This is a genomic window from Rouxiella sp. T17 (assembly GCF_036663475.1).
In the GTDB taxonomy this organism is placed as follows: domain Bacteria; phylum Pseudomonadota; class Gammaproteobacteria; order Enterobacterales; family Enterobacteriaceae; genus Rouxiella.
In genome coordinates this window covers 42,114-68,483 of the sequence record NZ_JAWUEA010000013.1, presented here as the reverse complement: position 1 = coordinate 68,483, position 26,370 = coordinate 42,114, and the positions used below count along the sequence as shown (strand labels likewise).

The window sequence follows — 26,370 nt, the reverse complement described above, 5'->3', positions numbered from 1 at the left end:
CACGCTAAATGCTTACCAGATCGCGAAATATTGGAACATTGCGCACCATTTTGCAGCAAAGCCATTTACAACGCCCCAAATTAGGTCAATAAATCTCCTTATTAGTATCAATGTTACTGGTCAATACCCTGCCGGTACTTGATTACTAAGACTTTTCAATGTTGGCACTCCCTTTGCTTTAGCCGTTTTGCTCGCACGATTCAGAGCTGAGGGCTTTGCCCCATAAACAGACAGGGTGCTCCGGCACTCACAAAATAATAATTTTCGCTCTCGCCTCACAGGACGATTTATGAAAAAAATAATGCTCTCAACGCTGATTGCCGCTGCAAGTTTTGTCACCTTGGCCGGTCAGGCTCACGCAGGCACCACCCTCGATACCATCAAGAAAAACGGCTTTATCAAATGTGGTATCAGCGACGGATTGCCGGGCTTCTCCTCCAAAGATGACAAAGGCAACACCACCGGTCTCGACGTTGACGTGTGTCGTGCAGTGGCCGCCGCCGTGTTCGGCGACGCGACCAAAGTGAAATACACTCAGCTGACAGCGAAAGAGCGCTTTACTGCGTTGCAGTCCGGCGAAGTCGACATCCTCTCTCGTAACACTACCTGGACCTCGTCTCGCGATGGCGGCATGGGCATGATCTTCGCGGGCGTAAACTATTACGACGGTATCGGCTTCCTGACCCACAAGAAAGCTGACCTGAAAAGCGCCAAAGAGCTCGACGGCGCAACCGTTTGTCTGCAGGCCGGTACAGATACCGAGCTGAACGTGGCCGACTACTTCAAGGCCAACAAAATGTCCTTCACGCCGGTGACTTTCGACCGTTCGAGCGACAGCGCCAAAGCGCTGGAATCGGGCCGTTGCGACACCCTCTCTTCCGACCAGTCCCAGCTCTACGCCCTGCGCCAGTCTCTGAGCAAGCCTGACGACTACATCGTATTGCCGGAAGTTATCTCCAAAGAGCCGCTGGGCCCTGTGGTACGTCGTGGTGACGAAGACTGGCTGGAAATCGTGCGCTGGTCACTGTTCGCCATGCTGAATGCCGAAGAGATGGGCGTGACCTCCAAGAACGTCGATGCGATGGCCGCTAATCCGACCACGCCAGACATGGCAAACCTGCTGGGTAAAACCGGTAAATATGGCGAAGACCTGAAACTGCCGAACGATTTCGTGGTGAAAATCGTTAAGCAGGTCGGTAACTATGGTGAGAGCTTTGATCGTAACGTCGGTGAAGGCAGCCCGCTGAAAATCAAACGTGGTCAGAATGCGCTGTGGAATCAGGGCGGCATTCAGTACGCACCGCCAGTTCGTTAATTCCAGCCAGCTTGTTATTGACTGCCGGACAGCAGCACGCCGTTTAAACGCGGCGTGCTGCTTCCAACAAGACCTGTAACACCCGAATTACCGCATACTGAGGCTGTCCTATGTCGCAACGCCCAACCCAAAAAGTCGCATTTTCACTGCGGAATCCTGCGGTTCGTGCCTGGTTGTACCAAATTTTAGCGGTCGTGCTGCTGTTCGCTTTTTTGGGCTACCTGCTCCACAACACCATTACCAATTTAACGACGCGAGGGATCACCTCGGGCTTTGATTTTCTTAATCGCGGTGCCGGATTTGGCATCGTCCAACACCTTATCAGTTACGAAGAAGGCGACACCTACGCGCGCGTCTTCCTGATTGGCCTGCTCAATACCTTGCTGGTTTCAGCGCTGTGTATCGTTTTTGCCTCTTTTCTCGGCTTTGTCGTGGGGTTGGGACGCCTTTCCGACAACTGGCTGATTCGCAAACTCTGTACCGTTTACGTCGAAACCTTTCGTAATATTCCGCCGCTGCTGCAAATCTTCTTCTGGTATTTTGCCGTGCTGCGCAACCTGCCCGGCCCGCGTCAAAGTCTGAACGCCTTTGATACGGTATTTGCCAGCAATCGCGGATTGTATCTGCCTTCGCCAGAGATGGCGGCGGGCTTCTGGCCGGCCGTGATTGGCCTGCTGCTGGCCGTCGGCGGTATTCTGTTCCTGAAACGCTACAACCATTTCCGCCAGATTCATACCGGGCTGGTGTGGCGTATCTGGCCGTGGTGCCTGCTGATGCTGGTGCTGTTTCCGGCGATCGCCCAGCTGATTTTCGGACCGGCGCTGCACTGGGATATTCCAAAACTGCGCGGCTTCAACTTTGGCGGCGGCATGGTGCTGATTCCGGAACTCGGCGCGCTGACGCTGGCATTGTCGGTCTACACCTCGACTTTTATCGCGGAAGTGATTCGTTCGGGCATTCAGTCGGTGTCGCATGGCCAGCATGAAGCCGCGCGTTCGCTGGGCCTGCCGAATCCGGTCACGCTGCGTCAGGTTATCTTGCCGCAGGCGATGCGGGTGATTATTCCGCCGCTGACCAGCCAGTATCTCAACATCGTCAAAAATTCGTCCCTCGCGGCGGCGATCGGCTATCCGGATATGGTGTCGCTGTTTGCGGGTACGGTGCTGAACCAGACCGGACAGGCCATCGAAACCATCGCCATCACCATGTCGGTTTACCTGATTATCAGTTTGGTGATCTCGTTCCTGATGAATATTTACAACCGACGCATCGCGTTGGTCGAGCGCTAAGGGAAACGAATGACGATGACCACTCTTCCGCAATCCGTCAGGGGCGCCAAGGCCGGTACGCCAATCAGTCGCGCCGTGCTGTGGGCGCGTAAAAATCTGTTCTCCAGCTGGTTTAACAGCCTGCTGACCCTGTTTTTCGTCTGGCTGCTGTGGGAGCTGGTTCCGCCGCTGCTGAACTGGGTAATTTTTCAGGCCAACTGGGTCGGAACCACGCGTGCCGACTGTACGAAAGAAGGCGCGTGCTGGGTGTTTATCCACGCGCGTTTCGGCCAGTTTATGTATGGGCTCTACCCTATCGACCAGCGCTGGCGCATTAATACCACGCTGATCGTCGGGCTGCTGTCGCTGGTGCCGATGTTCCTGTCGGCGATGCCGCGCCGTGGTCTGTACATCGCCTGCTGGGCCGTCGCATTTCCGGTGTTTACCTGGTTCATGCTTTACGGCGGCTATTTCGGGCTGGTGCGCGTCGAAACCTATCAATGGGGCGGCCTGACGCTGACGCTGGTCATTGCCGCCGTCGGTATCGCCGGTGCGCTGCCGCTGGGCATTTTGCTGGCGCTGGCGCGGCGTTCGCAGCTGCCGATTGTGCGCGTGCTGTCAGTGATTTTCATCGAGTTCTGGCGCGGCGTGCCGCTGATTACCGTGCTGTTTATGTCCTCGGTAATGCTGCCGCTGTTTATGAGCGAAGGCACCAGCATCGACAAGCTGGTCCGCGCGCTGGTCGGCGTGGTGCTGTTCCAGTCAGCTTACGTGGCCGAAGTGGTGCGTGGCGGATTACAGGCCCTGCCGAAAGGACAAACCGAGGCCGCGCAGTCGCTGGCGCTGGGCTATTGGCGCACGCAGATGTTAGTCATTCTGCCGCAGGCGCTGAAGATGGTGATCCCCGGATTGGTCAACACCATTATCGCGCTGTTTAAAGACACCAGTCTGGTCATCATCATCGGCCTGATGGACTTTTTCAGCAGCGTACAGCAGGCGACGGTCGCACCCGAATGGCTCGGCATGTCGACCGAAGGCTATGTCTTCGCCGCCGCCGTTTACTGGATTTTCTGTTTTAGCATGTCGCGTTATAGCCAGCATTTGGAAAAACGCTTTCACACCGGGCACTCTGCACACTGAGGTATAACATGACAGACCATAACGTCATTGAAGCTAAAAAAATGATGATCACGCTGGAAGACGTCAACAAATGGTACGGACAGTTCCACGTGTTGAAAGGCATCAACCTGAACGTTACGTCCGGCGAACGTATTGTATTGTGCGGGCCTTCCGGTTCCGGTAAATCGACGACCATTCGCTGCATCAACCATCTCGAAGAGCACCAGCAGGGCCGCATTGTGGTCGATGGCACCGAGCTTAACGACGACCTGCGCAACATTGAGCGCATTCGTACCGAAGTCGGCATGGTGTTCCAGCACTTTAATCTTTTCCCGCATCTGACCGTGTTGCAGAACTGCACGCTCGCGCCTTGCTGGGTGCGCAAGATGCCGAAGAAAGAGGCCGAAGAGCTGGCGATGAAATATCTGCAACGCGTGCGCATTGCCGAGCACGCGCACAAGTTTCCGGGGCAGCTTTCCGGCGGTCAGCAGCAGCGCGTGGCGATCGCCCGTTCCCTGTGCATGAAACCGAAAATCATGCTGTTCGATGAGCCGACCTCGGCGCTGGACCCGGAGATGGTCAAAGAAGTGCTGGATACCATGATTGGTCTGGCCGATGAAGGCATGACCATGCTGTGCGTGACGCACGAGATGGGCTTTGCCCGCACCGTGGCCGACAGAGTTATCTTTATGGATCGCGGCGAAATCGTTGAACAGGCGCCGCCGGAAGAGTTCTTTGCCAATCCTAAATCCGCGCGTACCCGCGAATTCCTGGCGCAGATTATTCACTAATTTCATCAAGGCAAAAAAAAGCCCGCTCGCGAACTGAGGTGTTCGCAGCGGGCTTTTTCATTTGATAATCAAGCTATCAGACTTCTTTTTCGACCAGCAATGCTTCGAGCAAATCGAGATCGTGCAGCAGCTTTTGCAGCGTTTCGTTACTGATCCGCTGCGTGGCGCGAAGGTGATAAAGCTCGCCACGCTCGGCGCGTAACGCCGTCAAACGAAAACGTCGCTCCAGATTTTCAAGCATCAATGCGTTTTCGATATCATCCTTGTCGACAGTGCGTCGACGCAAAGTCCCCACCACGCGCGAGCTGATCTCTTTCAACGTTTGCTCGTCGATATTCTCTTCGGCATCGGCCGCCAGACGCTCTTCCATCTTGTGCAGACTTTCGATAGCCACTTCCGCCGAGACGGAACGCGCCATGCGCTCCTCTTCGCGATAGGAGGATTTATCGACTTTCACCCCGCGCAGCAGGAACGGCAACGCCACCACGCCGGCAATCAGCGAGAACAAAATCACCCCGGCGGCGAGGAACACCAGCTGATAGCGCGACGGGAACGCCGTGCCATCGGCCAGAAACAGCGGAATCGACAGCACACCGGCCAGCGTAATCGCCCCGCGCACGCCGGCGAAAGAGGCGATCCACAGTTCGCGAGTCGAGAAATCGCCAAACATCAGCGGACGCTTTTTCAACAGGCGAGTGCTGAAGTTTTTCATCAGCCACAGCCAGGCGAAACGCAGCAACAGCAGGGCAAAATAGATGATGCCGACGTCGGCGAACAGGTGCCAGGTCACGATGCTCGGATCATGGGTCGCCTGATCCAGCGAGCTTTCGAGAATGCCCGGCAGCTGAAGCCCCAACATGATAAACACCATGCCGTTGAACACGAACTCAAGCATCGCCCAAACGCTGTTGGCGCGCAGGCGCATTGCCAGCGGCGCGTTGCGGATAATCCCCGACTGACTGATCGTCATACCGGCGGCCACGGCGGCCAAAATACCCGATACGCCAATGTGTTCGGCAATCAGATAAGAGGCGAAAGGCAGCAGCAGCAGCAGGACGATTTGCGTCGCCGGATCATCACCACTCCAGCGGCTCATGATGCGCAGCGATTTACTGTACAGCCAGGTGACGGCAACACCCGCCAGCAGGCCGCCAATCGCTACTTTCAGAAACTCTACGGTCGCGCCGGAAACGGTGAACACCATGGTTCCCATGGCAACGGCGATAGCAAATTTCAGGGAAACCAGGCCCGACGCGTCGTTCATCAACGCTTCGCCCTCAAGAATTCCCATGATGGATTTCGGAATACGGCCTTTGCCCACGATACCCGAAAGCGCCACGGCATCGGTCGGAGAGAGCACGGCCGCCAGCGCAAACGCCGCCACCAGCGGAACATTCGGCACCATCATATAAATCAGATACCCCACCCCGACGATGGTCACCAGCACCAGCGCCAAAGCTAGACCTAATATCTCGCGACCTTTATGCAGAAACTCGCGCATCGGCGTTTTCCAGCCATCGGCAAACAGCAGCGGCGGGATAAACAGCACCAGGAACAGCTCGGGATCAAAGTCGACGTGAAGACCAAAGTTCGGCCAGGCGAGCAAGGCACCTACGGCGATTTGCATAAGAGGAAGTGGGACCTGGAACGGCAACATCCTGGTAACGACACCGGAGAGCGACACCACCAGAATCAAAATCAGAATGGTAAAAAATATTTCCATGCTTTCCTTAGACTCTTGTTTTTTAGTTAATGCTTGAAGCAGGACGCAGGCGGGACCTGCACGACGCTTTGATAGTAATTCATTTTAACGATGGAGAAAAATTGCAGATTTCTGAATTCGCAGTGTAAAGGTTGTTAACAATTTTTGTTGGGGTATGAATGCGCCGAGAGAAAGGTTTGTGAGCTTTTGGAAAATAGAAATGCCCTCGTGGGTGAAAACGAGGGCACGATGAAAGTTTAAAGTGCCCAACCGCCCGCGTAGAAGGCGACCAGTGCGACGGCGATGATTACCGTGCCGAGGTTGAGTTTGCGCCATTCGCCGGCGAACACGCGGCCGACGACCAGTGAGCTGAAGCCCAGCATGATGCCGGTAACAATGTTGCAGGTCAGCACGATAAACACCGCGCACAGCAAGCCTGACATGGCGTCGACGAAATCGCTGAAATCCAGCTTGGTCACATTACTGAGCATCAATAGGCCGACGTACATCAGCGCAGGTGCCGTCGCGTAGGCTGGCACTAAATACGACAGCGGCGACAGGAACAGCATCAGCAGGAACAGCACGCCGACCACGGTGGCCGTTAAGCCAGTTTTACCGCCCGCCGCCGTGCCCGCTGCCGATTCGATGTAAACTGCCGCCGGCGCCGCGCCGACCAGTCCGGCAAAAATGCTGCTGACCGAGTCCGCCGTTAACGCCTTGCCCGCATTGATAATTTGCCCCTCTTTATTCAGCAAATTAGCCTGACCCGCGACTGCGCGAATGGTGCCGGTGGCGTCAAAAACGGCCGTCATTACCAGCGCCAAGACGCTCGGCAAAACGGCCCCTTTTAGCGCGCCCATGATATCCAGATTAAAGAATTCTGAATGACCGTTGGCATCGGTGAGCGATGGCATAGCGAACAGGCCGTGATACTTCACATTCGGATCGAAAATCAAGCCGACAATCGAAATAGCGATAATCACCAGCAAAATGCCGCCCGGCACTCGAAGCTTTTCGAGTCCGAAAATCACCGCCAAGCCCAGTAAGGTCATGACGACCGGAAACGAGGTGAAAGCTCCTAACGTGACTGGCAAACCGTCGAGCGGATTCTTGATGACCAGACCCACGCCATTGGCCGCCACCAGCAGCAAAAACAGCCCGATACCGATGCCGGTGCCGTGCGCCACGCCGGTTGGCAGATTGCGTAAAATCCACGAGCGAATGCCGGTAACCGAAATCACTGTAAACAGCACGCCCATCAGGAATACCGCGCCCAACGCCACCGGCACGCTGATATGCTGGCCGATAACCAGACTAAAGGCGGTGAACGCGGTTAATGAAATCGCACAGCCGATAGCCAGCGGCAGGTTGGCCCACAGGCCCATCAGCAGGGAGCCGAATCCGGCAACCAGACAAGTGGCGACAAACACTGCCGACGGCGAAAATCCGGCTTTGCCCAACATGGCAGGCACAACGATGACCGAATAGACCATCGCCAAAAAGGTGGTGAGACCGGCAATGATCTCTTGTCGCACATTGCTGCCGCGCGCGCTTATCGAGAAGAAAGCATCAAGCGATCCTTTAGGCGTCACGCTGCCGCCCGCTTGAGACTGTGGTTGAGACATGGTGGAGTCCTCTGAAAATGCTACTGAAATGCCTGCGTGGTCATTATGAAATCGTTTCTTTTCGTTCGCTTCCCTACCCGGCTAAAGGATAAATGCAGTCGATTTTCGTTATCAAAATATCGAAAATCATCGGCATAAAGCCAGGGCAAACGCTTAACTCTCATCGCGTACGGCGGTTTTTATAAGTCGTGGATACGGCTAAGCAAACGATTATCCAGCTATTAATGCTCTGCTTTCAACTGTGTTAACGATGTTTTTCGGATTTCGGTACAATTTAGAGACATTTCGACTAAAAAGATGCGCTGAGATAACTTTCGGGAGGGATGCGGGGCCCGTTTAAGAACCCCTTTCTTAATGGTTTCTAGCGGCCGATCTGGTAAGGGCCACCCTGTTTCAACGCCTGCTGATAGGCCGGTCGCGCCTGAATAGTCTTCAACCAGCGCTGGAGGTGCGGACATTTTTCGATAGGGCCACGCGAGGCCAGCGCTTCGATAGGAAAACTCATCTGGATATCCGCCGCGCTAAAGTGATCGCCCGCGAACCAGGCATTTTTAGTGAGATAATCTTCCAAATAACTGGCGTGCGTGGCTATCTGCTTATCAAGAAACTGCTGCTGCACGCCCTTGCCGATCGCGCCTGCAATCGGACGAATCAGTAACGGAACCGGCGGCTTGCCTAATTTTCCGAAAATCAGCTTCATCACCAGTAACGGCATCAGCGAACCTTCTGCATAGTGCAACCAATAGCGATACTGTAAACGCGACGGCGTATCTTCCGGCTTCAGCGTGCCCTGCGGGTCGTAGGTTTCCTGCAAATATTCAATGATGGCACCCGATTCGGCAATGATCAGATCGCCATCTTGCAAAACCGGCGATTTCCCGAGCGGATGGATCTTTTTCAGCGCGGCGGGTGCCAGCATGGTTTTCTCATCTCGTTGATAACGCTCAAGAGTGTAAGGCAGCTGTAGCTCTTCAAGCATCCACAGAATACGTTGGGAACGCGAATTATTAAGGTGGTGAAGGATTATCATGCATTGCGCTCCAAAGGTCGTACGTTAACTTTGCTGTTAACTATAGACCACGGAGCGGCAAGCCAAATTTAACGAGGCGACATGATTTAACGAGGCGATAAGTCAGGCCACAGCGGTTTGACGGCGGCCATTAATGCAGGCGTGCCGCTGGCAACGGAAAGATGGCGGATTCCCTGAGTGCCGAAATTGACAACGGTTTCCAAACCGGCTTCCTGACAGAGCACCGCGCCGCCCGCAATGTCCCAGAGCGTGGTGCGACGCTGGAGATGGCCGTCGATCACCCCTTTGGCGGCGAAAACCATGCCGATGGTGGTGCAGTGATAGCATTGCACCGACCATTCGGCCTCGCGCAGGCCGCGATAAAATGCCGAGGCTTCACCGAGCTGATCGTCGGCGCTGTCGCCCAGAGAGAGCACCTGCACGTCGGCAAAGCAATCGTCGCGGGTAAACGGTTTGCCGTTTAAGAAAATCCCCTTTCCACTTTCTGCAGCAAAGAGTTCGTTGAGCACCGGCAGCGCGACCACGCCAATCACCGGACGATGGCTTTCAACCAATCCGAGCGATACGCCCCACAGCGGCGATCCGCGTAGAAAGTTTGAGGTGCCGTCGATAGGGTCGATAACCCAGCAGGCGCTGTCACTCAGTTGGCCGCCCATCTCTTCACCAATTATCGGATCATGTGGAAAATAGTGGCCAAGCTGTTCGCGAATAAAGTTTTCGACCGCCACGTCGGCTTCGGAAACAAAGTCCTGCGTTCTTTTGCTGCTGACGTCGATCTCGCTTCGGCGGGAAAAATAGCTCAACGCCAATTCGGCCGCCTGAGAGGTAATTTGGCTGGCAATGCGCAGACGTTCGGAAATTTCAGTTTTCATCGTCGTTATCCTCTATTTTCAAAAAAGCTAACATGACACGGCTATATGACAATAATGACGGGGGGACAATAAAGACAGGTGCGAGACGGAATTTCGTTGTGATGTTCAGAAAGCGCACATCGCTATATACTGAAAAATACAACGTATAACGAGGTTTTCCTGTGAACGCATTTCTGAAAAAATCTTTTGCCAAGGGTAAGCTTTTTCAATGGTTGGTGCTGGGCGCTGCGCTGAGTTTACCTACCTTCTCCTCTTTAGCCGCGCGCCAGATTACTGACCAGCTGGGCCGTCAGGTCACCATTCCCGATCAGGTTGACCGCGTTGTCGTGCTGCAACACCAGACGCTTAACCTATTGGTTCAACTCAATGCCACCAGCAAAATTGTTGGCATATTGGCGAATTGGAAACAGCAGCTTGGCGACGGTTACGTCCGCTTAGCCCCTCAGTTGCAGAAAACGCCGGCGCTGGGCGATTTGACCCATGTCGATTTGGAAAGCCTTGTTGCCCTGCATCCGCAGGTGGTGTTTGTCACTAATTACGCGCCGAAAGAGATGATTGAACAGATTTCTCAGGCGGGCATTGCGGTGGTGGCGATTTCACTGCGTCAAGATCCACCGGGTCAGGAAGACAAGATGAATCCGCAGCTGCCCGACGAGGAACAAGCTTATAATCAGGGGCTTAAGACAGGCATTCAGCTGATTGGCGAAGTGGTGAATCGCCAGAAACAGGCTGCCGAATTGATTGATTACACCTTTACGCAACGCAAAATGGTCAGCGATCGCCTGCAATCCGTGCCTGCGCAGCAGCGCGTGCGTGTTTATATGGCCAATCCGGGCCTGAGCACTTACGGTTCCGGAAAATATACCGGCCTGATGATGAATCACGCGGGCGCGCTGAACGTTGCCGAATCGACAGTTAAAGGTTTTAAACAGGTGAGCCTTGAACAGGTGATCGCGTGGGATCCGCAGGTGATTTTCGTTCAGGATCGTTACCCGAGCGTAGTGAATGAGATCGAAAACGATCCGAAATGGCAGGTTATCGACGCGGTAAAAAATCATCGCGTCTATCTGATGCCAGAATACGCCAAGGCGTGGGGCTATCCAATGCCTGAAGCACTCGCGATTGGCGAGCTGTGGATGGCGAAAAAGCTCTATCCGCAGAAGTTCGCCGACGTGGATATGCAGAAACAGGCCGACGCCTATTATCAGCGTTTTTATCGCACCCACTATGTCGCGTCGCCGGTGCCTAAAACCGCCGTCGCGGAGCCAAAAGCCTGATGACCGAACTTAAGGTGCTGGCCGCAGGCAGTCTGCGGCCCGTTTGGCAAACGCTGATGGAAAGTTTTCAGCAACAAAGCGGAATCAGAGTGCAGAGCGATTTTGGCCCGGCCGGTTTGCTGCGTCAACGTATCGAAGCGGGCGAAAAGGTTGATCTGTTTGCCTCTGCTAATCATGCACATCCGCAACGTTTGCTGGCGCAAGGTTTAGCGCAGCGGGTAGAAATTTTTACCCATAATCGGCTGTGTCTGACGGCGCGCAAAGAGCGGCTCGATGCATCCGCGACCTGGCTCGATTTGCTTCGCGATCCGCGTTTAACCTTAGGCACGTCTACGCCGCTGGCCGATCCGTCTGGCGATTACACGTGGCAGCTGTTCGACAACATCGATAAACGCTTTTCGGACGTTGGCGAACCGGGCTTGGGGGAATTGTTGCGAAACAAAGCGAAAACGCTGGTGGGCGGGCCTGAAAGCGCACCGATTCCCGCAGGTGAACTCGCCGCCGACTGGCTTATCCGCAGCGGGCAGTGTGATTTATTTATTGGCTACGCCAGCTATGCGCGACGTTTGGAAAAGTGTTCTGAGTTGCGGGTGCTTGATATTGCTGAGGAATATAATATTCGGGCGGATTATGCTTTTGCGCAGTGTCACGCGCGAGCAGCACCGCTGTCAGAATTTCTATTAACGACAGCGGTGAGAGAGTATTTAGAGACTCAAGGTTACAGCAGCGGGGCTAGTGATTTTAGCTAGGTAAGTGACTTTAGCTAGGCAAGTGACTGTAGCAAAGTAAAAGACTTTGACGAGCGCGTTTAATCGCGCTCTTTCAACGCGCGTTGACGATCGTAATATTCGTCTTCGGCGGCGGTAATTTCGTCGAGCAGTGAATCGACGTCGGCAGAATGGGTGTCTTCAACGAAATCCCCGCTCAGAATGCTTTGCGGCGTCAGTTTACCCTCTTCATACAGCGCCCAAATCTCTTTGGCGTAACGGGTTTTGAGCAGCTGCGGCGCAAACTGGCCGTAGAAATCGGTCATGTTATTAACGTCGCGCTCAAACATCGATTCTGCATGGTTGTTTGCAGAAGCATCCACCGCCTGCGGCAAGTCAATGATTACCGGACCTTTTGCATCGAGCAGCACGTTAAATTCTGACAGATCGCCGTGCACGATACCGGCACACAGCATGCGCACGATGTTGCGGATCATGATGTCGTGGCCTTCAACCGCTTCCTGCTCGGTAAAAGTCACGTCGCTCAGACGCGGTGCCACCAGCCCTTCGCCATCGGTGATCAGTTCCATCAACAGCACGCCGTCAAGACAGATGTAAGGCTGCGGCACACGAACACCCGCATTAGCTAAACGAAACAGTGCATCGACCTCAGCGGTCTGCCAAGTCTCTTCCTGCTGTTTGCGGCCAAATTTAGACCCTTTTTGCATCGCACGCGCACTGCGACTGTTGCGTACTTTGCGTCCTTCCTGGTACTGAACGGCTTGCTTGAAGCTCCGCTGGGTCGCCTCTTTGTAAACTTTGGCGCAACGGATTTCCTCACCGCATAAAACGGTGTACACGTCGGCCTCTTTGCCACTTTTGAGTCGACGGACCACATCATCGATCAGGCCGTCATCCACCAGAGGTTGGATTCTATTTGGGATTTTCATGCAGCCTTGTACCTTATTTATGCGCGCGAGGGAATCACCCCGCACGAAATTCCTTTAATCCTGCGCTGTTGCCACCCTTTGGATGACTTAATCGGTCCAGTTTATCGTAGTCAAACCTCACTGGATACTTTCCAAGCAGAGATCTTTCGACAATAAGATAAACCGATGAAAAATGATAAAGGAGAAACGGGAAAATGGCATTAATCGTCCGATAAAAGGCGGGATGAGGTGCAGTGAAAGTTAGCGCGAAGAATCTTGTCGAAGGGCGGAAGGCGCGAAGCCGCGCAATGTTTTGAATCGATTGCTGAAATGGCTCGGAGAACTAAAACCGCAGTCGAGCGCGATAGTCGTGATGTCTAACGTGCTGTGCCGCAACAGGCTTTCTGCCCGGATTAGGCGAGCATTCATCACATATTGATGCGGCGCCACGCCCATCGACTGCTTAAACATCCGTGCAAAGTGAAATTCACTTAATTCTGCGACGGCAGCAAGCTCGGACAGCTGCAAGGTCGAGGAAAGATGGCCGTGAATATACTCTTTAACTCGATTTAATATTGTCGGCGACAGGCCACCGCGCACGGTCGGCAGCGCCCATTGCAGTTGGGTATAATGGCGCGCCAGATGGGTCACCAGCAAATTGGTCGCGGTGCTTAACAGCAGCCGATTGCTTTTTTCCTGCCAGTTGCAGCTCAGCAGAAAGTGGCGATAAAGCTGCGTAATTTGCTGATCTTCCTTGAAAGTCTGTTCATCAACCAGAATAGTGGCCGGGCTGCGATCCCACGTCTGTTCTACTACGCGACGCAGATGTTCGTCGGTACAATACATGTGAACAAACGACAGATCCCCCCGCACGTCCCAGCTAGAAACCGTGTGTTTCGGCATGATGCAAAAGCGATCCGGTCCGCCGCCGTTCTGCCAACCCGAACGCGTCTTGTGGTAGCACTCGTAGCCGTCGGCGATATACAGGCTCAATGTGTGATGATCGGGATCTTCCTGCGTTACCACGTCATTTTTATTCGACCAGGCCGCCAATTGCATGCCCGAGCCGAGGTGCAGGCTGTCATGTAGAACGGCCTGATGCTTTTTCAGCGTTTCAAACGCCTGATAGCTATTCGCCATGACGTGACTCCCAATAATAAACAGCCTGGTTGATGAATAGCGCTAGTGTAATGTTTAGCCGAGGTCGAGTGCGAGCTTTGTCAGAAAATGGCAGCAAAAAAGCGCAAGAATATGCAACCGATCGCAAGCCGGTGCAGGCGCGAAGCGTCAAAGAGGGGAATAATCGCCGCAGAATCCCTTTTCTCAGGACACCTTATGAACGCGCTGCTCTATATCTCCGTCATCCTTATCTGGGGCACCACCTGGTTTGCCATTTACCTGCAACAGGGCGAAGTTGCCATCACAGTCTCAATTTTTTACCGCTTTTTACTGGCTTCTTTGCTGATGTTGGCCGCCCTGCTCATCACCCGCCGCTTGCGCAAACTGGCCTTCAAAGACCATCTTTTTTGCGTAGCGCAGGGTTGCTGCGTGTTTGCCTTTAACTTTTACTGTTTTTATCACGCGGCCGCCTATATCAGCAGCGGTTTGGAGTCAGTGATTTTTTCGATGGCGGTACTGTTTAACGCTTTCAATGGCATGCTGTTTTTCCGTCAAAAACTTTCGCCCGCGCTAATCCCCGCCTCTATTTTAGGTCTCGCAGGCATCGTGATGCTTTTCTGGCACGACCTGAGCGCCACGCACGTTGCGCCCGAATTACTCAAAGGCGTCGGCCTTAGCCTGCTCGGCACCTACGGTTTTTCTCTGGGCAATATGATCAGCACTCGCCACAAGCTGCACGGGCTGGATTTGATGAGTACCAATACTTACGCGATGGGCTACGGCGCGGCGGTGATGGCCCTATTAAGTCTGGCGCAGGGCGCTTCTTTTGCAATCGAATGGACGCCAGCTTACACCGGCTCGCTGATTTATCTGGCGGTATTCGGCTCGGTACTCGGTTTTGGGATCTATTTCAGTTTGGTGGGCCGCATAGGAGCCAGTCAGGCCGCTTACAGCACGCTGCTGTTTCCACTGGTTGCGTTAACCGTTTCCACATTTTATGAAGGCTATCAGTGGCATACCAACGCGGTAATTGGATTGATACTGATTCTGTTCGGCAATCTGGTGATGTTCTATCGCCCAAAATGGCTGACCCAACGCGGCAAACCGACGGCTGCGCTAAACTAGCTTGTGCTTCGCTGCGATCCTTTCTATCCATCGTATTACCAAGGATCGCGGCGATCGTTTATACCAGTACGCATTCGCCTAATGTCGATAGAAAAATCAATAATCCCACTCCCTACCTACAGATCTCGCAACTTCATCGCTATGTGCTTTATAAGCTGATATTCCTTCCAATAGCTTGTTTTCACCCAAAAAATTTCTTTCTATTTTACGGATTAATAGTGATTTTTCATCGATGTGGGTATTAGTCCCCTCTATCACCTTTAAATCAGAAATAGTCTTCACTTTACAGGACTGATGTAAGGCTAAACTGTCGTCTTTTTCATGTAATTCACACATGTTTTCTCCAATAAAAGATTTCTTTCTGCCACGAGTATGCGCTTGAATTTTGCACATGCAAGAGCGTGAGGAAACCGTCATTGAATGCTGTTTGACTTGCGGACATGAAGGAATAGGTTAATTCTTTTGGAACAGTAAATTAGTTCACTTAGACGAGGCGTTCATGGCTCAGGGATCTTCAAAGGTTTTTCTGCACATTGGTCGGGAAGAAACGCAGGTCACAATCGACGGCGAGCTGCAATGTTTGACTCTTGGGTCGGAGTTAACGTCGGTGGGTTATTTTCGTCATCAACCGCCCACGCCGGAAGAGATGGAAACCGCGATTATGGTGGTCGAAGATGAGGTCGTTCGTCTGCGTCACAACATCATGCCACGCGCCAGTTTATACAGTGAAGACAATGAGATCCGAGCGATTGCGCGACTCTCTGGCATCGCTGAAGATGAAGCGATGCACCTGTCACTCGACGCCGTCGAACGCACTTTTGATCGTCTGGCGCTGGTGATTAATGGTCGTCCGGCGAGCTTCGAGGGAATACCGGATGGCAACGATTTTGCCGCAACCTTGCTCATCCTGCGCGAATTTATGCATCATTTGCAGTTCGACGAAATCGTAGTTAAAGGGGCAAAATTCGAGCTGCCGACAAAATCGGGCGGTTAAAACAAAGCGCTATGAATTAGTCTGATGTTGTAGCTGGCTCAGGCGGCTGATGGTGCGTTGAATATCTTCCTGTTGTACGTCCTGCGTTATCGTCGCCAGTGAATATTCACTCAATAAAAACAGCTGGCAGTGCTGGTCATAGAGCACGTCGATAACATTGATAAAACGCTGCTGAACGGCGGGCGTTTCGGCTGACAGCCTCGGCACACCGTCTATAATCCAGCGACGATGCGTTTCGCAAAGCGCTAAATAATCCATCACAGCGGTTGGCGCACGGCAAAGATCGTCGAAAGAAAAATGCAGATATTTTTCAGGCGTGGAAAGCAATTTCAGAGCGCGATGGCCGACAACGATATTGGGCGCAATAATTTCTGCATCAGGCAGTTGCAACGCGCGACGCTGTGCCGCGTTACCCTGCGAAAGAAAAACCCCTTCGCAAAATGGCGTGAATTGATTGGTGCCCAGCAGCCGATAATCTTGCCCACCTTCCAACGTCGTGATGTTCATATACTGTTTAATCAGCTTGATGGCGGGTTCAAATCGCGCGTGATAAAGCGGGTTCGACAATAATTGATCCGGCGGATAGTTAGAGGTGGCAACGAAGAGAATTTCCCGTTCGACAATCAGCTCAAGCAGCTTTTTCACCAGCATCGCGTCGCCGACGTCGTGCAGATGCAGCTCGTCAAAACAGAGCAACTGGCAGTCACCCAACTGGATTTTTAGCACGCTTTCGAGGCTGTTATCCGGATTATTAAAATCGTTTAATCGTTTGTGCAGTTCACGCAGAAAATCGTGAAAATGCACCCGCCGCTTTTTCTCGATGGGCACGGCAGCAAAGAAGCTGTCGACAATAAAACTCTTGCCGCGCCCTACTTTGCCCCAGATATAGAGGCCACGAATTTGCGGCTCCGGTTTTTTAAATAATCGCGTTTTAACAGGTTGAGGCAGATTAACCAAAGCATTCAGGTCGGCAATGACCTGGCGCTGGGAAGGATCCAGAACCATTTGATTTTCAGCGGCTTTTTCGGCCATAACGTGTTCAAAGTTGAAGCTACGATCCCTGATGCTCATCCTGTCTGTCCCGATCGCCTTTGATCCTGAAGATCTAACATTTAATTCTGTAAAATTTACTTTACGGGCAATTTACTTTACGGGCAAAAGGCTCTTCTTTAAAACTCTTTATATAAAAACAAAAATTGAGCCAGCCAAAAAAGATTACGCCAAATTTTGGACAAAAAAAACCCCGCCAGAAGCGGGGTCGAGATTTCGGTAACTCTCATTCTTAGAAAGGAATGTCGTCGTCGAAATCCATTGGCGGTTCGTTGCTTTGCGCAGGCGCATTGTTGTTCTGCGCTGCCGGACGTGATTGCTGACCGCCGCTGAACTGATTGCCGCCCTGTGGCTGCTGAGGCTGACCCCAACCGCCCTGCTGGCCGCCGGAAGACTGACCAGGGTTGGCCTGACCGCCGCCTGCCGGAGCGCCACCGCCTGCGCGGCCGCCCAGCATCTGCATGGTGCCGCCAACGTTGACCACGATTTCAGTGGTGTATTTTTCTACGCCAGCCTGATCGGTCCATTTGCGGGTCTGCAATGCGCCTTCAATATAAACCTGAGAACCTTTACGCAGGTATTCGCCCGCGACTTCGGCCAGTTTGCCGAACAGCACAACGCGGTGCCATTCAGTTTTCTCTTTCTGCTCGCCGGTCGCCTTGTCGCGCCAGCTTTCGGAAGTTGCCAGGGTGATATTGGCAACAGCACCGCCGTTAGGCATGTAGCGGACTTCGGGATCCTGACCGAGATTCCCAACCAGAATCACTTTGTTTACGCCTCTGCTGGCCATGTCGACTCTCCTGATGAGTTAATTTTATACAGTATAAACGATCAATTTTAGCATGGGCAGATTCTAGATAATACCTTAGATACGGATCGAAAGAATGTTTACAGAGTCGACACTGTTGCATCTTTATACTGGATATCCATTCAGGTTTTTTTGTGTCATACTTACTCGTTTCGTACTTTCTGTGCCCAATTTTCTGATTCAGATGCAGTAACTGGGGCGGATATACCCGATTCATTCGGTAAACGGGTATCCACTTCCCTACGCGCATCACGGACAGTCACCGGCACGGTGAGCTTTCACGTTATTCCGGGAATGATGAATGGATAAGATCGAAGTTCGGGGCGCACGTACCCATAATCTCAAGAATATCAACCTGATTATTCCGCGCGACAAACTGATTGTTGTCACCGGATTATCCGGATCTGGCAAGTCCTCACTCGCTTTTGACACCCTGTATGCCGAAGGTCAGCGTCGTTACGTCGAATCACTTTCTGCGTATGCGCGCCAATTTTTATCCTTGATGGAAAAGCCCGACGTCGACCACATTGAAGGGTTGTCACCGGCAATTTCCATCGAGCAGAAATCAACCTCGCACAACCCGCGATCGACGGTCGGTACCATCACCGAGATCCACGATTACCTGCGCCTGCTGTTCGCTCGCGTGGGTGAGCCGCGCTGTCCGGAACACGGCGTGCCGCTAGCGGCGCAAACCGTCAGCCAGATGGTCGATAACGTGCTATCGCAGCCTGAAGGCCAGCGCCTGATGCTGCTCGCGCCTATTATTAAAGATCGTAAAGGCGAGCACACCAAAACGTTGGAGAATCTGGCGGCGCAGGGTTATATCCGCGCGCGGATCGACGGCGAAGTGTGCGATCTCTCCGATCCGCCAAAGCTGGAATTGCAGAAAAAACATACCATTGAAGTGGTCGTCGACCGCTTTAAAGTGCGTGACGATCTCGCGCAGCGCCTGGCCGAATCCTTTGAAACGGCGCTGGAACTTTCTGGCGGTACCGCCGTGGTCGCCGACATGGACGACGCGAAAGCGCCTGAAATGCTGTTCTCGGCCAACTTTGCCTGTCCGGTCTGTGGCTACAGCATGCGCGAGCTTGAACCGCGTATGTTCTCGTTCAACAACCCGGCGGGCGCCTGTCCGACCTGTGACGGCTTGGGCGTGCAGCAGTTCTTTGACCCTGAACGCGTGATCCAGAATCCGGAGCTGTCGCTGGCGGGCGGTGCCATTCGTGGCTGGGATCGCCGTAATTTCTACTACTTCCAGATGCTGCGTTCTCTGGGCGAGCACTATAAATTTGATGTCGAATCGTCGTTTAACGACCTGAGTCAGGACGTGGTTCACGCCATTCTGCACGGTTCGGGCAAGCAGACCATCGAGTTTAAATATATTAACGATCGCGGCGATACTTCCGTGCGTCGCCATCCGTTTGAAGGCGTGCTGCACAACATGGAGCGCCGTTATAAAGAGACGGAATCCAGCGCCGTGCGCGAAGAGCTGGCTAAATACATCAGCAATCGCCCCTGCGCCTCCTGTAAAGGGACGCGCCTGCGTGAAGAAGCGCGCAACGTCTTCGTTGAAGAGACCACCCTGCCTGAAATTTCCGATTTCAGCATCGGTCATGCGATGGACTTTTTCCTGAGCATGAATCTCAGCGGTCAGCGCAAGCAGATTGCCGAGAAGATTCTCAAAGAGATCGGCGATCGTCTGCGATTCCTGGTCAACGTCGGGCTTAATTACCTGTCGCTGTCGCGTTCGGCTGAAACGCTGTCCGGCGGCGAAGCGCAGCGTATTCGTCTGGCAAGCCAGATTGGTGCGGGATTAGTTGGCGTGATGTACGTGCTGGATGAGCCGTCAATCGGCCTGCATCAGCGCGATAACGAACGCCTTCTTGAAACGCTGATCCACCTGCGCGACCTTGGCAACACGGTGATTGTGGTTGAGCACGACGAAGACGCCATCCGCGCTGCCGACCATATTATTGATATCGGTCCGGGAGCTGGCGTACACGGCGGTGAAGTCGTCGCCGAAGGGACGGCGGAAGATATCATGGCGAAGGAAGAGTCTCTGACGGGGCAATATCTTTCCGGAAAACGTGAGATTTCTGTTCCCGAACAACGGGTTCCGGCCGATGCGACGAAAGTGCTGAAACTGATTGGCGCAACGGGCAACAACCTGAAAGATGTCACGCTGTCGCTGCCGGTTGGCCTGTTTACCTGTATAACCGGCGTGTCCGGTTCGGGTAAATCGACGCTGATTAATGACACGCTGTTCCCGCTGGCTCAGCGTCAGCTAAACGGCGCGACCATTGCCGAAGCTGCGCCTTATCGCGACATTCAGGGTCTGGAACAGTTCGATAAAGTCATCGATATCGACCAGAGCCCGATTGGCCGTACGCCGCGCTCCAACCCCGCGACTTACACCGGAATCTTTACGCCGGTGCGCGAGCTGTTTGCCGGCGTGCCGGAATCGCGTTCGCGCGGTTATACGCCGGGCCGTTTCAGCTTTAACGTGAAAGGCGGACGCTGTGAAGCCTGTCAGGGCGACGGCGTAATCAAGGTCGAGATGCACTTCCTGCCCGACATTTATGTCCCTTGCGATCACTGTAAAGGCAAGCGCTACAATCGTGAAACGCTGGAGATTAAGTACAAAGGCAAGAGCATCCACGAAACGCTGGATATGACCATCGAAGAGGCGCGCGAGTTCTTTGACGCCGTCCCTGCTTTGGCGCGTAAGCTGCAAACGCTGATCGACGTGGGCCTTTCCTATATTCGTCTGGGTCAGTCAGCGACGACGCTGTCCGGCGGTGAGGCGCAGCGTGTGAAACTGGCGCGCGAGCTGTCGAAACGCGGCACCGGTCAAACGCTTTATATCCTCGATGAGCCGACGACCGGTCTGCACTTCGCCGATATTCAGCAGTTGCTTCAGGTTCTGCATCAGCTGCGCGATCAGGGCAACACGATTGTGGTGATTGAACACAACCTCGACGTGATTAAAACGGCGGACTGGATTGTCGATTTAGGGCCGGAAGGCGGTCAGGGCGGCGGCCAGATTCTGGTTTCCGGCACTCCTGAAACCGTGGCCGAATGCAAAGAGTCGCACACGGCGCGCTTCCTGAAGCCGCTGCTTGAGCGTCACGTGCAGAAACACAAGAAATCGGCCTAAGCATTTTAGTCGTGGCTAGGTTTTGACGTACAAGAAGGGCAAGGAGAAATCCTTGCCCTTTTTTATTATTCGCCATGTCGGATTATTATTAGGCCGAATAAGGGCCGTCAATCACCTGCACGCCTTTCTGTTGTAATGTCTCGTCAATCCAGCCACGCGGAAGTTCACCGGTTTGCGCCAGCTGGAAATTATGGTTATCCACCACCAGATAAGCCTGCGCAGCAGCGAGAATTTCTGCGGCATCCTGACGCGGAATAATAATGACACCATCGGCATCGCCTAAAACAATATCCCCGGGCGAGACGTGAATTTTCCCGCAGGCTATTGGCACATTGATTTCTCCGGGGCCATCTTTAAAAGGTCCGCCGGGCGTATGACCTGCCGCGTAAAGATGAAAATCCATCTTCGAAATACCTTCTATGTCGCGTATCGGCGCATCCAGAACGATTCCTTCAATACCACGATGCCGTGAAAACGTCGTCATCACTTCACCCATTAATGACTGACTGCGATCGCCCTCATTGGATAAAATAATAATGTCATCTTTGCCTGCCAAATCGATGGCTTTATGCAACATTAAATTGTCACCTGAACGCGACTTTACGGTAAGCGCCAAACCGCACATTACGGGCTTGGACGGTTTACTCATCAACTTAATATCACTCGACAGCGCGGGCAGTCTGCTCATGCAATCTGCGACCACTGCGGCGGGTAATTGACGGAACGCCTCTAAATACTGCGCCGCCTCAAGAGGTCTTTTTAAAAATACGCGATTGCCAATAGTCATAATAACTCCTGTTAAAGTCAGTCTCGTTTCAGGGAATCGGCGAGAACCTGAGGTTCACGGACACTGTTTTTAGTAAATGCGCCGCTTAAAGGCGTGCCGTCGACCGCGTCGTAATAACGCAGCGCTTCGGGTTTAATCCAACGCTGTACGCGAGATGGCATGTCGAAACCAATCAGTAGAATAACCACGAAAGTTAGCGTGAAAGAGAGGCCGCCGAGTGCAGTACCCAGCGAGTAATTACTGGCGATAAAAGCGCCTAATACCGGCGCCAATGCGCCACCCAGCGAACCGATGTTATAGATAAAGCCAAGGTTGGCCGCGCGTTCGTCGATATCAAAATAGCCGCTGATCATTTTGGCTAATAATCCTCCTACGCCCTGGCTAAATAACTGTTGCAGGAAGATAAGCAGGCACAGCAGCCAAACGTGAGCGCCGGTAATGGCAAAGACCGGAATGATCAACACCTGCGCCGCCAATAGGCTGATTACGTAAGTTTTTCGGGTTCCTAGCCAGTCTCCGGCAATCCCTGCGACACAGCAGCCTAGTCCCATGCCAAAGCGACTGAATGAAAATACCAGTGCGACAATTTCTGGAGAATAATGCATATCCGTTTTGAGGTAAGTCGGTAATAATGCGTGAATTGGCCAGCCATATAAAAATACGCAAAGAATAATGACGGTTAGCATAATACTGGTTGGCCATCGTTGACCGCCGCTTTGTCGAAGAAAGCTGATAAAAACAAAGGCGATGAAAATAGTCAGCAAGGCCATTATCCATAATGCGCTGGGATGGCTGAAACAGAGATAAAGGGCGACGGAAGCAAGAATTGAAAGGGATACATTAATAAAATTAACCTTTTTACTTGCCCCTCGATAAAGTACGTCGACCATGGTTCTTACGGGTTTAGCATTGGCTTTTCGATTATTCTCCCATTCCTCCGCTTCTGGAATAGCACGCCTCAACCAGAGAGCATAAAATACGGGAATAATGCCGATATAAAACAGTGCGCGCCATCCCCAAATAGGCACAATGGCGCTATAAGCGACTACCGATAATATCGCGCCTGCTGAAAATCCCGAATTTAAAAATGCGCTGGCTTTATTACGCATATCTTTGGGCCAGGTTTCTATAACATACGCGGAGCTGGTGCCATATTCCCCGGCCATGCCTACGCCAACCACAATTCTTGCAATAAACATCACGCTGTAATTAGGTGCAAGACCACAGGCGAGCGTGCCGCCAGCAAATAATAATATGCTGGTAATCATCGCGCTTTTACGACCAAACCTATCGCCCATTGCACCCAGCGCTAATCCGCCAAACCAGCGCAATATAAATGCCGCTGATATTAACGCTGCGCCTTCAAGAGTGGTTAAATGAAACTCAGCCATTATTTCGGTTAATACTAAAGTGATAATGACGAAATCAAAGCCGTCCAGCAAATATCCCATCCATGCAGCCCAGAATGCCTTCCATTGCGCTCCTGTTACACGGCGATACCATGGCAGAAGAACAATTTCATCGTTCATAGTTAACCCTTATTTTCACGTAAAGCTAATGGATAAATAAAAAAATGCGTAGGGGTGCCTCGCCCAAATATTGCAGGGCTAGCTTTATAGATTTTTTAAACAAGCTTTATAGATTTTTTAAATGTGTTGACGAAAACGAGCTTAGGTTATTTTTGCAGCAACTAAATGTGATCAATATCACCCAAACAGGTGTTACGGAATAATGTTACCCATTATTTGATGCGAGTCATCATCACTTCAAAGATGAATTACCGGCAATGTGGTTAATCGCGCTAGCGCGAAATCCCAAAAGGCTCTGACTTTCAGCGGCATACGACGAATATTCTGCACTACCAGCTGGACCGGCAGCGGAAGAGGTTCAAAATCAGGTAATAAACGAATTAAGCTGCCCTCAGCCAACTCGTCGGCGACCTGATAAGAGAGAAAGCGCGCGATCCCTTTGCCCGTCAGCACGGCAAGGCGACGCGTGTCGACATCATTAAATAGCAGATGTGGTGAAAGCCGGACCCGAGAACCCTCTTCCTGCGGCCCAAAACGCCATTCGTTAAAGGTGTCATTAGTGCTGAGAATGGTTTGATGCAGCGCCAGATCGGCTGGATGAGTCACCGGCGCGCGGCCCGCCAAATAGTCAGGGCTTGCCACCAGCACCACGTTAACCTGCCCTAATCGGCGCGCCACTTTGGTAGAATCTTGCAGATGACCAATACGAACCGCGACGTCCACGCCCTGCTCGATCAACTCAAGATTGCGATCGTTGAGGATCAGCTCGATCTGGATCTCAGGGTGTAAAGTTTGAAAATCCATAACCAGCGGCGCGATGTGACGACGGCCAAACAGCACCGGCGCCGTGATACGCAGCAGCCCTTTCAGCTGAATTTCCGCCGTATCCTGCATCGCGTCTTGATAGCTACTCAGCACAATAGCGGCGTGCTCGGCCAGCCGTGAACCGGCTTCGGTAGGCGCTAATCGGCGCGTCGTGCGCTCCACCAACCGCGTGCCGAAACGCTGTTCGAGCGAGGCGATAGCGCGGGTCACCGCTGGCGCAGAACGGCGTAATTTACGCGCCGCGCCCGACAGGCTGCCCTGACTCAGCACTTCCAAAAAGATGGCCAGCTCGTCCAAACGATCCATAGATTCTTCCAGTTAGCGAAATTATCAATTTCAATCATCACGGATTTCATTCATCCGTTGCAAGAGTAATCTGGTGACTCAACTACTGGGGGAATCGATATGCCGACTTTAAAACTTTATGGTACGCCGCTGTCAGGCCACGTTCATCGCGTCACGCTGCTGCTTCGTATGCTGAATTTGGACCATCAATTTATCGAAGCCGGAGCAGAGTTTCGCCAATCGCCTGAATTTTTGCGGCTCAATCCTTTCGGCCAAATTCCAGTGCTGGTCGATGGCGACGTGGTGCTCGGCGACAGCAACGCCATTTTGGTTTATCTGGCAAAAACCTATGCGCCAGATAGCCAATGGCTGCCGCAATCGGCGGTGGATGCGGCGCTGCTTCAACAGTGGCTGGGCAAGGCGGCGGGAGAGATTCGCTACGGCGTGGCCTCGGCCAGACTGATCAAACAGTTTGGCACGCCTGAAGATTACGCCTCGGCGCTGAAAGTTGCCGCGCGTTTTTTACCGCAGCTTGAACAGCATCTTCAAGGGCGTGATTTTTTGGTCACCGCGCAAGCGACCGTCGCCGATCTCGCCTGTTATACCTATGTTGCGCGCGCGCCCGAAGGCGGGATTGCCCTGACCGCTTTCCCCGCCATTAACCAGTGGCTGCAACGTATTGAAGCCTTGCCGGGCTTTATCGCCACGCCGCCTTTGCCCTTGCCCGATCAAATAAATCTGTGAGGCAACACGATGGATATTTTCCACCCCGATGAACAACGCGCGCAGTCGATGGCCGGTTTTGTGCTTGGCGCGGCGGGAATTTACCCGGCCATGCCGCAGCAGCACCGCGATTTTTTTGCCGGTTTGCCGGCATTTTTTATCGCGACGCTCGACGCCAATGGCTGGCCGGTTGCCACCGTATTGAGCGGACCGCCGGGATTTATCAGCACCGTCGATCAATCTCATCTACGAATTAATGCGCCGCGCCGCGAGGATGATCCCGCCCTGTCGGCGCTGAAAATCGGTAATCCACTGGGCGCGCTGGGGCTGGATTTTACCAATCGGCGCAGGAATAGAGTGAACGGCGATATTACGCGACTGGACAAAAATCGGTTGGAGATAGCGGTAAAACAAAGCTTCGGTAACTGCCCGAAATACATTCAGCGGCGCGTTATTTCGCAGGCGACTACAGAGCCAGAACCGATTGAGCATCTTGATCGGCTGGACGGAAAAGCCAAAAAGCTTATCGCCTCAGCCGATACCTTTTTCGTTGCGTCTTACGCCCACGGCGAATTGGCCAGCGGGGGAGCCGATATTTCGCATCGCGGTGGCAAGCCGGGTTTTGTGCAAATTGAGGGCGATACGCTGTGGATCCCGGATTTTAGCGGCAACCGTTATATGAACACGCTGGGTAATATGCTGGCGCAGCCTCGCGCCGCCCTGCTGTTTATCGACTTCACAAGCGGCGAGGTTTTACATCTGCAAGGGCTAACCGAAGTAAGCTGGCAGCCACATTTACAGCCACATCTACAGAAGAATAGCCTTGAAGGTGCCGAGCGTTTTTGGCAGCTAAAAGTAACGCGTGCGTGGCGATTTCCGGCCATGCTGCCGTGGCGCGGCGAAATTCTCGAGTATTCTCCCGCAACGCTCGCCACCGGTATTTGGACGCAAAAATAAGGCTCGGCTAACCCGAAATAGCGTGGCGCTTTTCTTCGGGCAGATGTGAAACCACCAGCTGATAGGAGCTGTCGATCAGCGCGTAAAACTGCGAATCCGGCAGGTTGCCATCAAGCAGTACGCTGTTCCAATGCGCCTTGTTCAGACAGTCGCAGGGAATAATTTCGGGATGTTGATGGCGGAGATTTTCGGCTGCCTGATGACCGGTTTTCAATGAAATAGCCGGATGCCCGTCGATGTCGCGCAACATCGCAAACATGACGCCAGCGACCTTGATTTGACTCGCCTGCCACTGATTTTCATTGCTCTGATGAGCACCCGGTTTAGATAAACAGTAGTCAAGCAGTTGATCATTATTCATGTCTTTTACTCTTTC

Annotated in this window: 24 protein-coding genes; 11 read left to right on the top strand and 13 right to left on the bottom strand. The window is 53.0% G+C overall.

Translation table 11 applies throughout. From position 1 onward, the window contains the following. The first annotated feature begins 289 nt into the window (after window positions 1-289). From SC206_RS04430 to SC206_RS04415, 4 genes are all read left to right on the top strand, one after another. Window positions 290-1,315: an amino acid ABC transporter substrate-binding protein gene (locus tag SC206_RS04430; RefSeq protein WP_332734569.1), complete on the top strand. Its 1,026-nt coding sequence runs from the start codon at window positions 290-292 to the stop codon at window positions 1,313-1,315. 110 nt (window positions 1,316-1,425) lie between these two features. Beyond that, complete coding sequence (locus tag SC206_RS04425) at window positions 1,426-2,604, top strand: amino acid ABC transporter permease (RefSeq protein WP_332734567.1); 1,179 nt, start codon at window positions 1,426-1,428, stop codon at window positions 2,602-2,604. Window positions 2,605-2,613: 9 nt separating this feature from the next. Beyond that, complete coding sequence (locus tag SC206_RS04420) at window positions 2,614-3,723, top strand: amino acid ABC transporter permease (RefSeq protein ID WP_332734565.1); 1,110 nt, start codon at window positions 2,614-2,616, stop codon at window positions 3,721-3,723. An 8-nt stretch (window positions 3,724-3,731) separates the two neighbouring features. Then, on the top strand, window positions 3,732-4,493 hold the full coding sequence (locus SC206_RS04415; protein ID WP_332734563.1) for an amino acid ABC transporter ATP-binding protein: 762 nt from the start codon (window positions 3,732-3,734) through the stop codon (window positions 4,491-4,493). 76 nt (window positions 4,494-4,569) lie between these two features. Here the strand turns inward: SC206_RS04415 and SC206_RS04410 are convergent, their stop codons facing one another. The 4 genes from SC206_RS04410 to SC206_RS04395 form a co-directional block, all read right to left on the bottom strand. Beyond that, window positions 4,570-6,216 carry a Na+/H+ antiporter gene (locus SC206_RS04410; protein ID WP_332734561.1) on the bottom strand — a complete coding sequence of 549 codons (1,647 nt, stop codon included), beginning with the start codon at window positions 6,214-6,216 and terminating at the stop codon, window positions 4,570-4,572. 236 nt (window positions 6,217-6,452) lie between these two features. Next, a complete protein-coding gene (locus SC206_RS04405) occupies window positions 6,453-7,820 on the bottom strand; it encodes an NCS2 family permease (protein ID WP_332734559.1) in 1,368 nt (455 codons plus the stop codon). A gap of 361 nt (window positions 7,821-8,181) precedes the next feature. Then, window positions 8,182-8,850 (bottom strand): glutathione S-transferase family protein, encoded by a 669-nt coding sequence (locus SC206_RS04400; RefSeq protein ID WP_332734557.1) that lies wholly within the window; start codon window positions 8,848-8,850, stop codon window positions 8,182-8,184. A gap of 86 nt (window positions 8,851-8,936) precedes the next feature. Next, window positions 8,937-9,722 (bottom strand): inositol monophosphatase family protein, encoded by a 786-nt coding sequence (locus SC206_RS04395; protein WP_332734555.1) that lies wholly within the window; start codon window positions 9,720-9,722, stop codon window positions 8,937-8,939. Between the two features lie 215 nt (window positions 9,723-9,937). Between SC206_RS04395 and SC206_RS04390 the strand changes: the two genes are divergently transcribed. Both SC206_RS04390 and SC206_RS04385 read left to right on the top strand, forming a co-directional pair. Next, window positions 9,938-10,999: an ABC transporter substrate-binding protein gene (locus tag SC206_RS04390; protein ID WP_332734663.1), complete on the top strand. Its 1,062-nt coding sequence runs from the start codon at window positions 9,938-9,940 to the stop codon at window positions 10,997-10,999. After that, window positions 10,999-11,748: a substrate-binding domain-containing protein gene (locus SC206_RS04385; protein ID WP_332734553.1), complete on the top strand. Its 750-nt coding sequence runs from the start codon at window positions 10,999-11,001 to the stop codon at window positions 11,746-11,748. Before SC206_RS04390 ends, SC206_RS04385 begins: the two co-directional genes overlap by 1 nt. Before the next feature lie 59 nt (window positions 11,749-11,807). On the opposite strand, the gene SC206_RS04380 is transcribed toward SC206_RS04385, so the two are convergent. Next, window positions 11,808-12,656, bottom strand: coding sequence for a PA4780 family RIO1-like protein kinase (locus SC206_RS04380; protein ID WP_332734551.1), 849 nt, complete (start codon window positions 12,654-12,656; stop codon window positions 11,808-11,810). A 240-nt stretch (window positions 12,657-12,896) separates the two neighbouring features. After that, on the bottom strand, window positions 12,897-13,775 hold the full coding sequence (locus SC206_RS04375) for an AraC family transcriptional regulator (protein WP_332734549.1): 879 nt from the start codon (window positions 13,773-13,775) through the stop codon (window positions 12,897-12,899). A 195-nt stretch (window positions 13,776-13,970) separates the two neighbouring features. On the opposite strand from SC206_RS04375, the gene SC206_RS04370 reads away from it, so the two are divergent. Beyond that, window positions 13,971-14,879, top strand: coding sequence for a DMT family transporter (locus SC206_RS04370; RefSeq protein ID WP_332734547.1), 909 nt, complete (start codon window positions 13,971-13,973; stop codon window positions 14,877-14,879). A gap of 96 nt (window positions 14,880-14,975) precedes the next feature. Here the strand turns inward: SC206_RS04370 and SC206_RS04365 are convergent, their stop codons facing one another. Continuing rightward, window positions 14,976-15,215, bottom strand: a complete 240-nt coding sequence (locus tag SC206_RS04365; RefSeq protein WP_332734545.1) for a hypothetical protein — start codon at window positions 15,213-15,215, stop codon at window positions 14,976-14,978. A gap of 163 nt (window positions 15,216-15,378) precedes the next feature. On the opposite strand from SC206_RS04365, the gene SC206_RS04360 reads away from it, so the two are divergent. Then, window positions 15,379-15,873 carry a hypothetical protein gene (locus SC206_RS04360; protein ID WP_332734543.1) on the top strand — a complete coding sequence of 165 codons (495 nt, stop codon included), beginning with the start codon at window positions 15,379-15,381 and terminating at the stop codon, window positions 15,871-15,873. Window positions 15,874-15,882: 9 nt separating this feature from the next. Here SC206_RS04360 and zapE read toward each other — a convergent pair whose 3' ends face one another. Next, the gene (gene zapE / locus SC206_RS04355; RefSeq protein WP_332734541.1) at window positions 15,883-16,944 is read right to left on the bottom strand and encodes a cell division protein ZapE; all 1,062 of its coding nucleotides are present in this window, start codon (window positions 16,942-16,944) and stop codon (window positions 15,883-15,885) included. 211 nt (window positions 16,945-17,155) lie between these two features. Next, the gene (locus SC206_RS04350; RefSeq protein WP_332734539.1) at window positions 17,156-17,713 is read right to left on the bottom strand and encodes a single-stranded DNA-binding protein; all 558 of its coding nucleotides are present in this window, start codon (window positions 17,711-17,713) and stop codon (window positions 17,156-17,158) included. Window positions 17,714-18,032: 319 nt separating this feature from the next. On the opposite strand from SC206_RS04350, the gene uvrA reads away from it, so the two are divergent. Beyond that, entirely contained in the window at window positions 18,033-20,888 is a 2,856-nt protein-coding gene (uvrA, locus tag SC206_RS04345) for an excinuclease ABC subunit UvrA (RefSeq protein ID WP_332734537.1), read from the top strand. Between the two features lie 88 nt (window positions 20,889-20,976). Here uvrA and SC206_RS04340 read toward each other — a convergent pair whose 3' ends face one another. The 3 genes from SC206_RS04340 to SC206_RS04330 form a co-directional block, all read right to left on the bottom strand. Further along, on the bottom strand, window positions 20,977-21,675 hold the full coding sequence (locus SC206_RS04340; RefSeq protein WP_332734535.1) for an RraA family protein: 699 nt from the start codon (window positions 21,673-21,675) through the stop codon (window positions 20,977-20,979). A 17-nt stretch (window positions 21,676-21,692) separates the two neighbouring features. Next, a complete protein-coding gene (locus tag SC206_RS04335) occupies window positions 21,693-23,204 on the bottom strand; it encodes an MFS transporter (RefSeq protein ID WP_332734533.1) in 1,512 nt (503 codons plus the stop codon). A 237-nt stretch (window positions 23,205-23,441) separates the two neighbouring features. Next, a complete protein-coding gene (locus SC206_RS04330; protein ID WP_332734531.1) occupies window positions 23,442-24,335 on the bottom strand; it encodes a LysR family transcriptional regulator in 894 nt (297 codons plus the stop codon). 99 nt (window positions 24,336-24,434) lie between these two features. On the opposite strand from SC206_RS04330, the gene SC206_RS04325 reads away from it, so the two are divergent. Beyond that, window positions 24,435-25,058 carry a glutathione S-transferase family protein gene (locus SC206_RS04325; RefSeq protein WP_332734529.1) on the top strand — a complete coding sequence of 208 codons (624 nt, stop codon included), beginning with the start codon at window positions 24,435-24,437 and terminating at the stop codon, window positions 25,056-25,058. 9 nt (window positions 25,059-25,067) lie between these two features. Beyond that, the gene (locus SC206_RS04320) at window positions 25,068-25,994 is read left to right on the top strand and encodes a pyridoxamine 5'-phosphate oxidase family protein (RefSeq protein WP_332734527.1); all 927 of its coding nucleotides are present in this window, start codon (window positions 25,068-25,070) and stop codon (window positions 25,992-25,994) included. A gap of 7 nt (window positions 25,995-26,001) precedes the next feature. Here the strand turns inward: SC206_RS04320 and SC206_RS04315 are convergent, their stop codons facing one another. Then, a complete protein-coding gene (locus SC206_RS04315) occupies window positions 26,002-26,355 on the bottom strand; it encodes an MmcQ/YjbR family DNA-binding protein (RefSeq protein WP_332734525.1) in 354 nt (117 codons plus the stop codon). Between the last annotated feature and the right edge of the window lie 15 nt (window positions 26,356-26,370).

Coding starts and splice junctions, on each gene's coding strand:
- SC206_RS04330 (WP_332734531.1), bottom strand. CDS start 24,335: ATGGATCGTTTGGACGAGCTGGCCATCTTTTTGGAAGTGCTGAGTCAG.
- SC206_RS04420 (WP_332734565.1), top strand. CDS start 2,614: ATGACGATGACCACTCTTCCGCAATCCGTCAGGGGCGCCAAGGCCGGT.
- SC206_RS04370 (WP_332734547.1), top strand. CDS start 13,971: ATGAACGCGCTGCTCTATATCTCCGTCATCCTTATCTGGGGCACCACC.
- SC206_RS04415 (WP_332734563.1), top strand. CDS start 3,732: ATGACAGACCATAACGTCATTGAAGCTAAAAAAATGATGATCACGCTG.
- SC206_RS04405 (WP_332734559.1), bottom strand. CDS start 7,820: ATGTCTCAACCACAGTCTCAAGCGGGCGGCAGCGTGACGCCTAAAGGA.
- SC206_RS04425 (WP_332734567.1), top strand. CDS start 1,426: ATGTCGCAACGCCCAACCCAAAAAGTCGCATTTTCACTGCGGAATCCT.
- SC206_RS04340 (WP_332734535.1), bottom strand. CDS start 21,675: ATGACTATTGGCAATCGCGTATTTTTAAAAAGACCTCTTGAGGCGGCG.
- SC206_RS04375 (WP_332734549.1), bottom strand. CDS start 13,775: ATGGCGAATAGCTATCAGGCGTTTGAAACGCTGAAAAAGCATCAGGCC.
- SC206_RS04395 (WP_332734555.1), bottom strand. CDS start 9,722: ATGAAAACTGAAATTTCCGAACGTCTGCGCATTGCCAGCCAAATTACC.
- SC206_RS04360 (WP_332734543.1), top strand. CDS start 15,379: ATGGCTCAGGGATCTTCAAAGGTTTTTCTGCACATTGGTCGGGAAGAA.
- SC206_RS04335 (WP_332734533.1), bottom strand. CDS start 23,204: ATGAACGATGAAATTGTTCTTCTGCCATGGTATCGCCGTGTAACAGGA.
- SC206_RS04365 (WP_332734545.1), bottom strand. CDS start 15,215: ATGTGTGAATTACATGAAAAAGACGACAGTTTAGCCTTACATCAGTCC.
- SC206_RS04315 (WP_332734525.1), bottom strand. CDS start 26,355: ATGAATAATGATCAACTGCTTGACTACTGTTTATCTAAACCGGGTGCT.
- SC206_RS04325 (WP_332734529.1), top strand. CDS start 24,435: ATGCCGACTTTAAAACTTTATGGTACGCCGCTGTCAGGCCACGTTCAT.
- uvrA (WP_332734537.1), top strand. CDS start 18,033: ATGGATAAGATCGAAGTTCGGGGCGCACGTACCCATAATCTCAAGAAT.
- SC206_RS04400 (WP_332734557.1), bottom strand. CDS start 8,850: ATGATAATCCTTCACCACCTTAATAATTCGCGTTCCCAACGTATTCTG.
- SC206_RS04410 (WP_332734561.1), bottom strand. CDS start 6,216: ATGGAAATATTTTTTACCATTCTGATTTTGATTCTGGTGGTGTCGCTC.
- SC206_RS04380 (WP_332734551.1), bottom strand. CDS start 12,656: ATGAAAATCCCAAATAGAATCCAACCTCTGGTGGATGACGGCCTGATC.
- SC206_RS04385 (WP_332734553.1), top strand. CDS start 10,999: ATGACCGAACTTAAGGTGCTGGCCGCAGGCAGTCTGCGGCCCGTTTGG.
- SC206_RS04320 (WP_332734527.1), top strand. CDS start 25,068: ATGGATATTTTCCACCCCGATGAACAACGCGCGCAGTCGATGGCCGGT.
- zapE (WP_332734541.1), bottom strand. CDS start 16,944: ATGAGCATCAGGGATCGTAGCTTCAACTTTGAACACGTTATGGCCGAA.
- SC206_RS04430 (WP_332734569.1), top strand. CDS start 290: ATGAAAAAAATAATGCTCTCAACGCTGATTGCCGCTGCAAGTTTTGTC.
- SC206_RS04350 (WP_332734539.1), bottom strand. CDS start 17,713: ATGGCCAGCAGAGGCGTAAACAAAGTGATTCTGGTTGGGAATCTCGGT.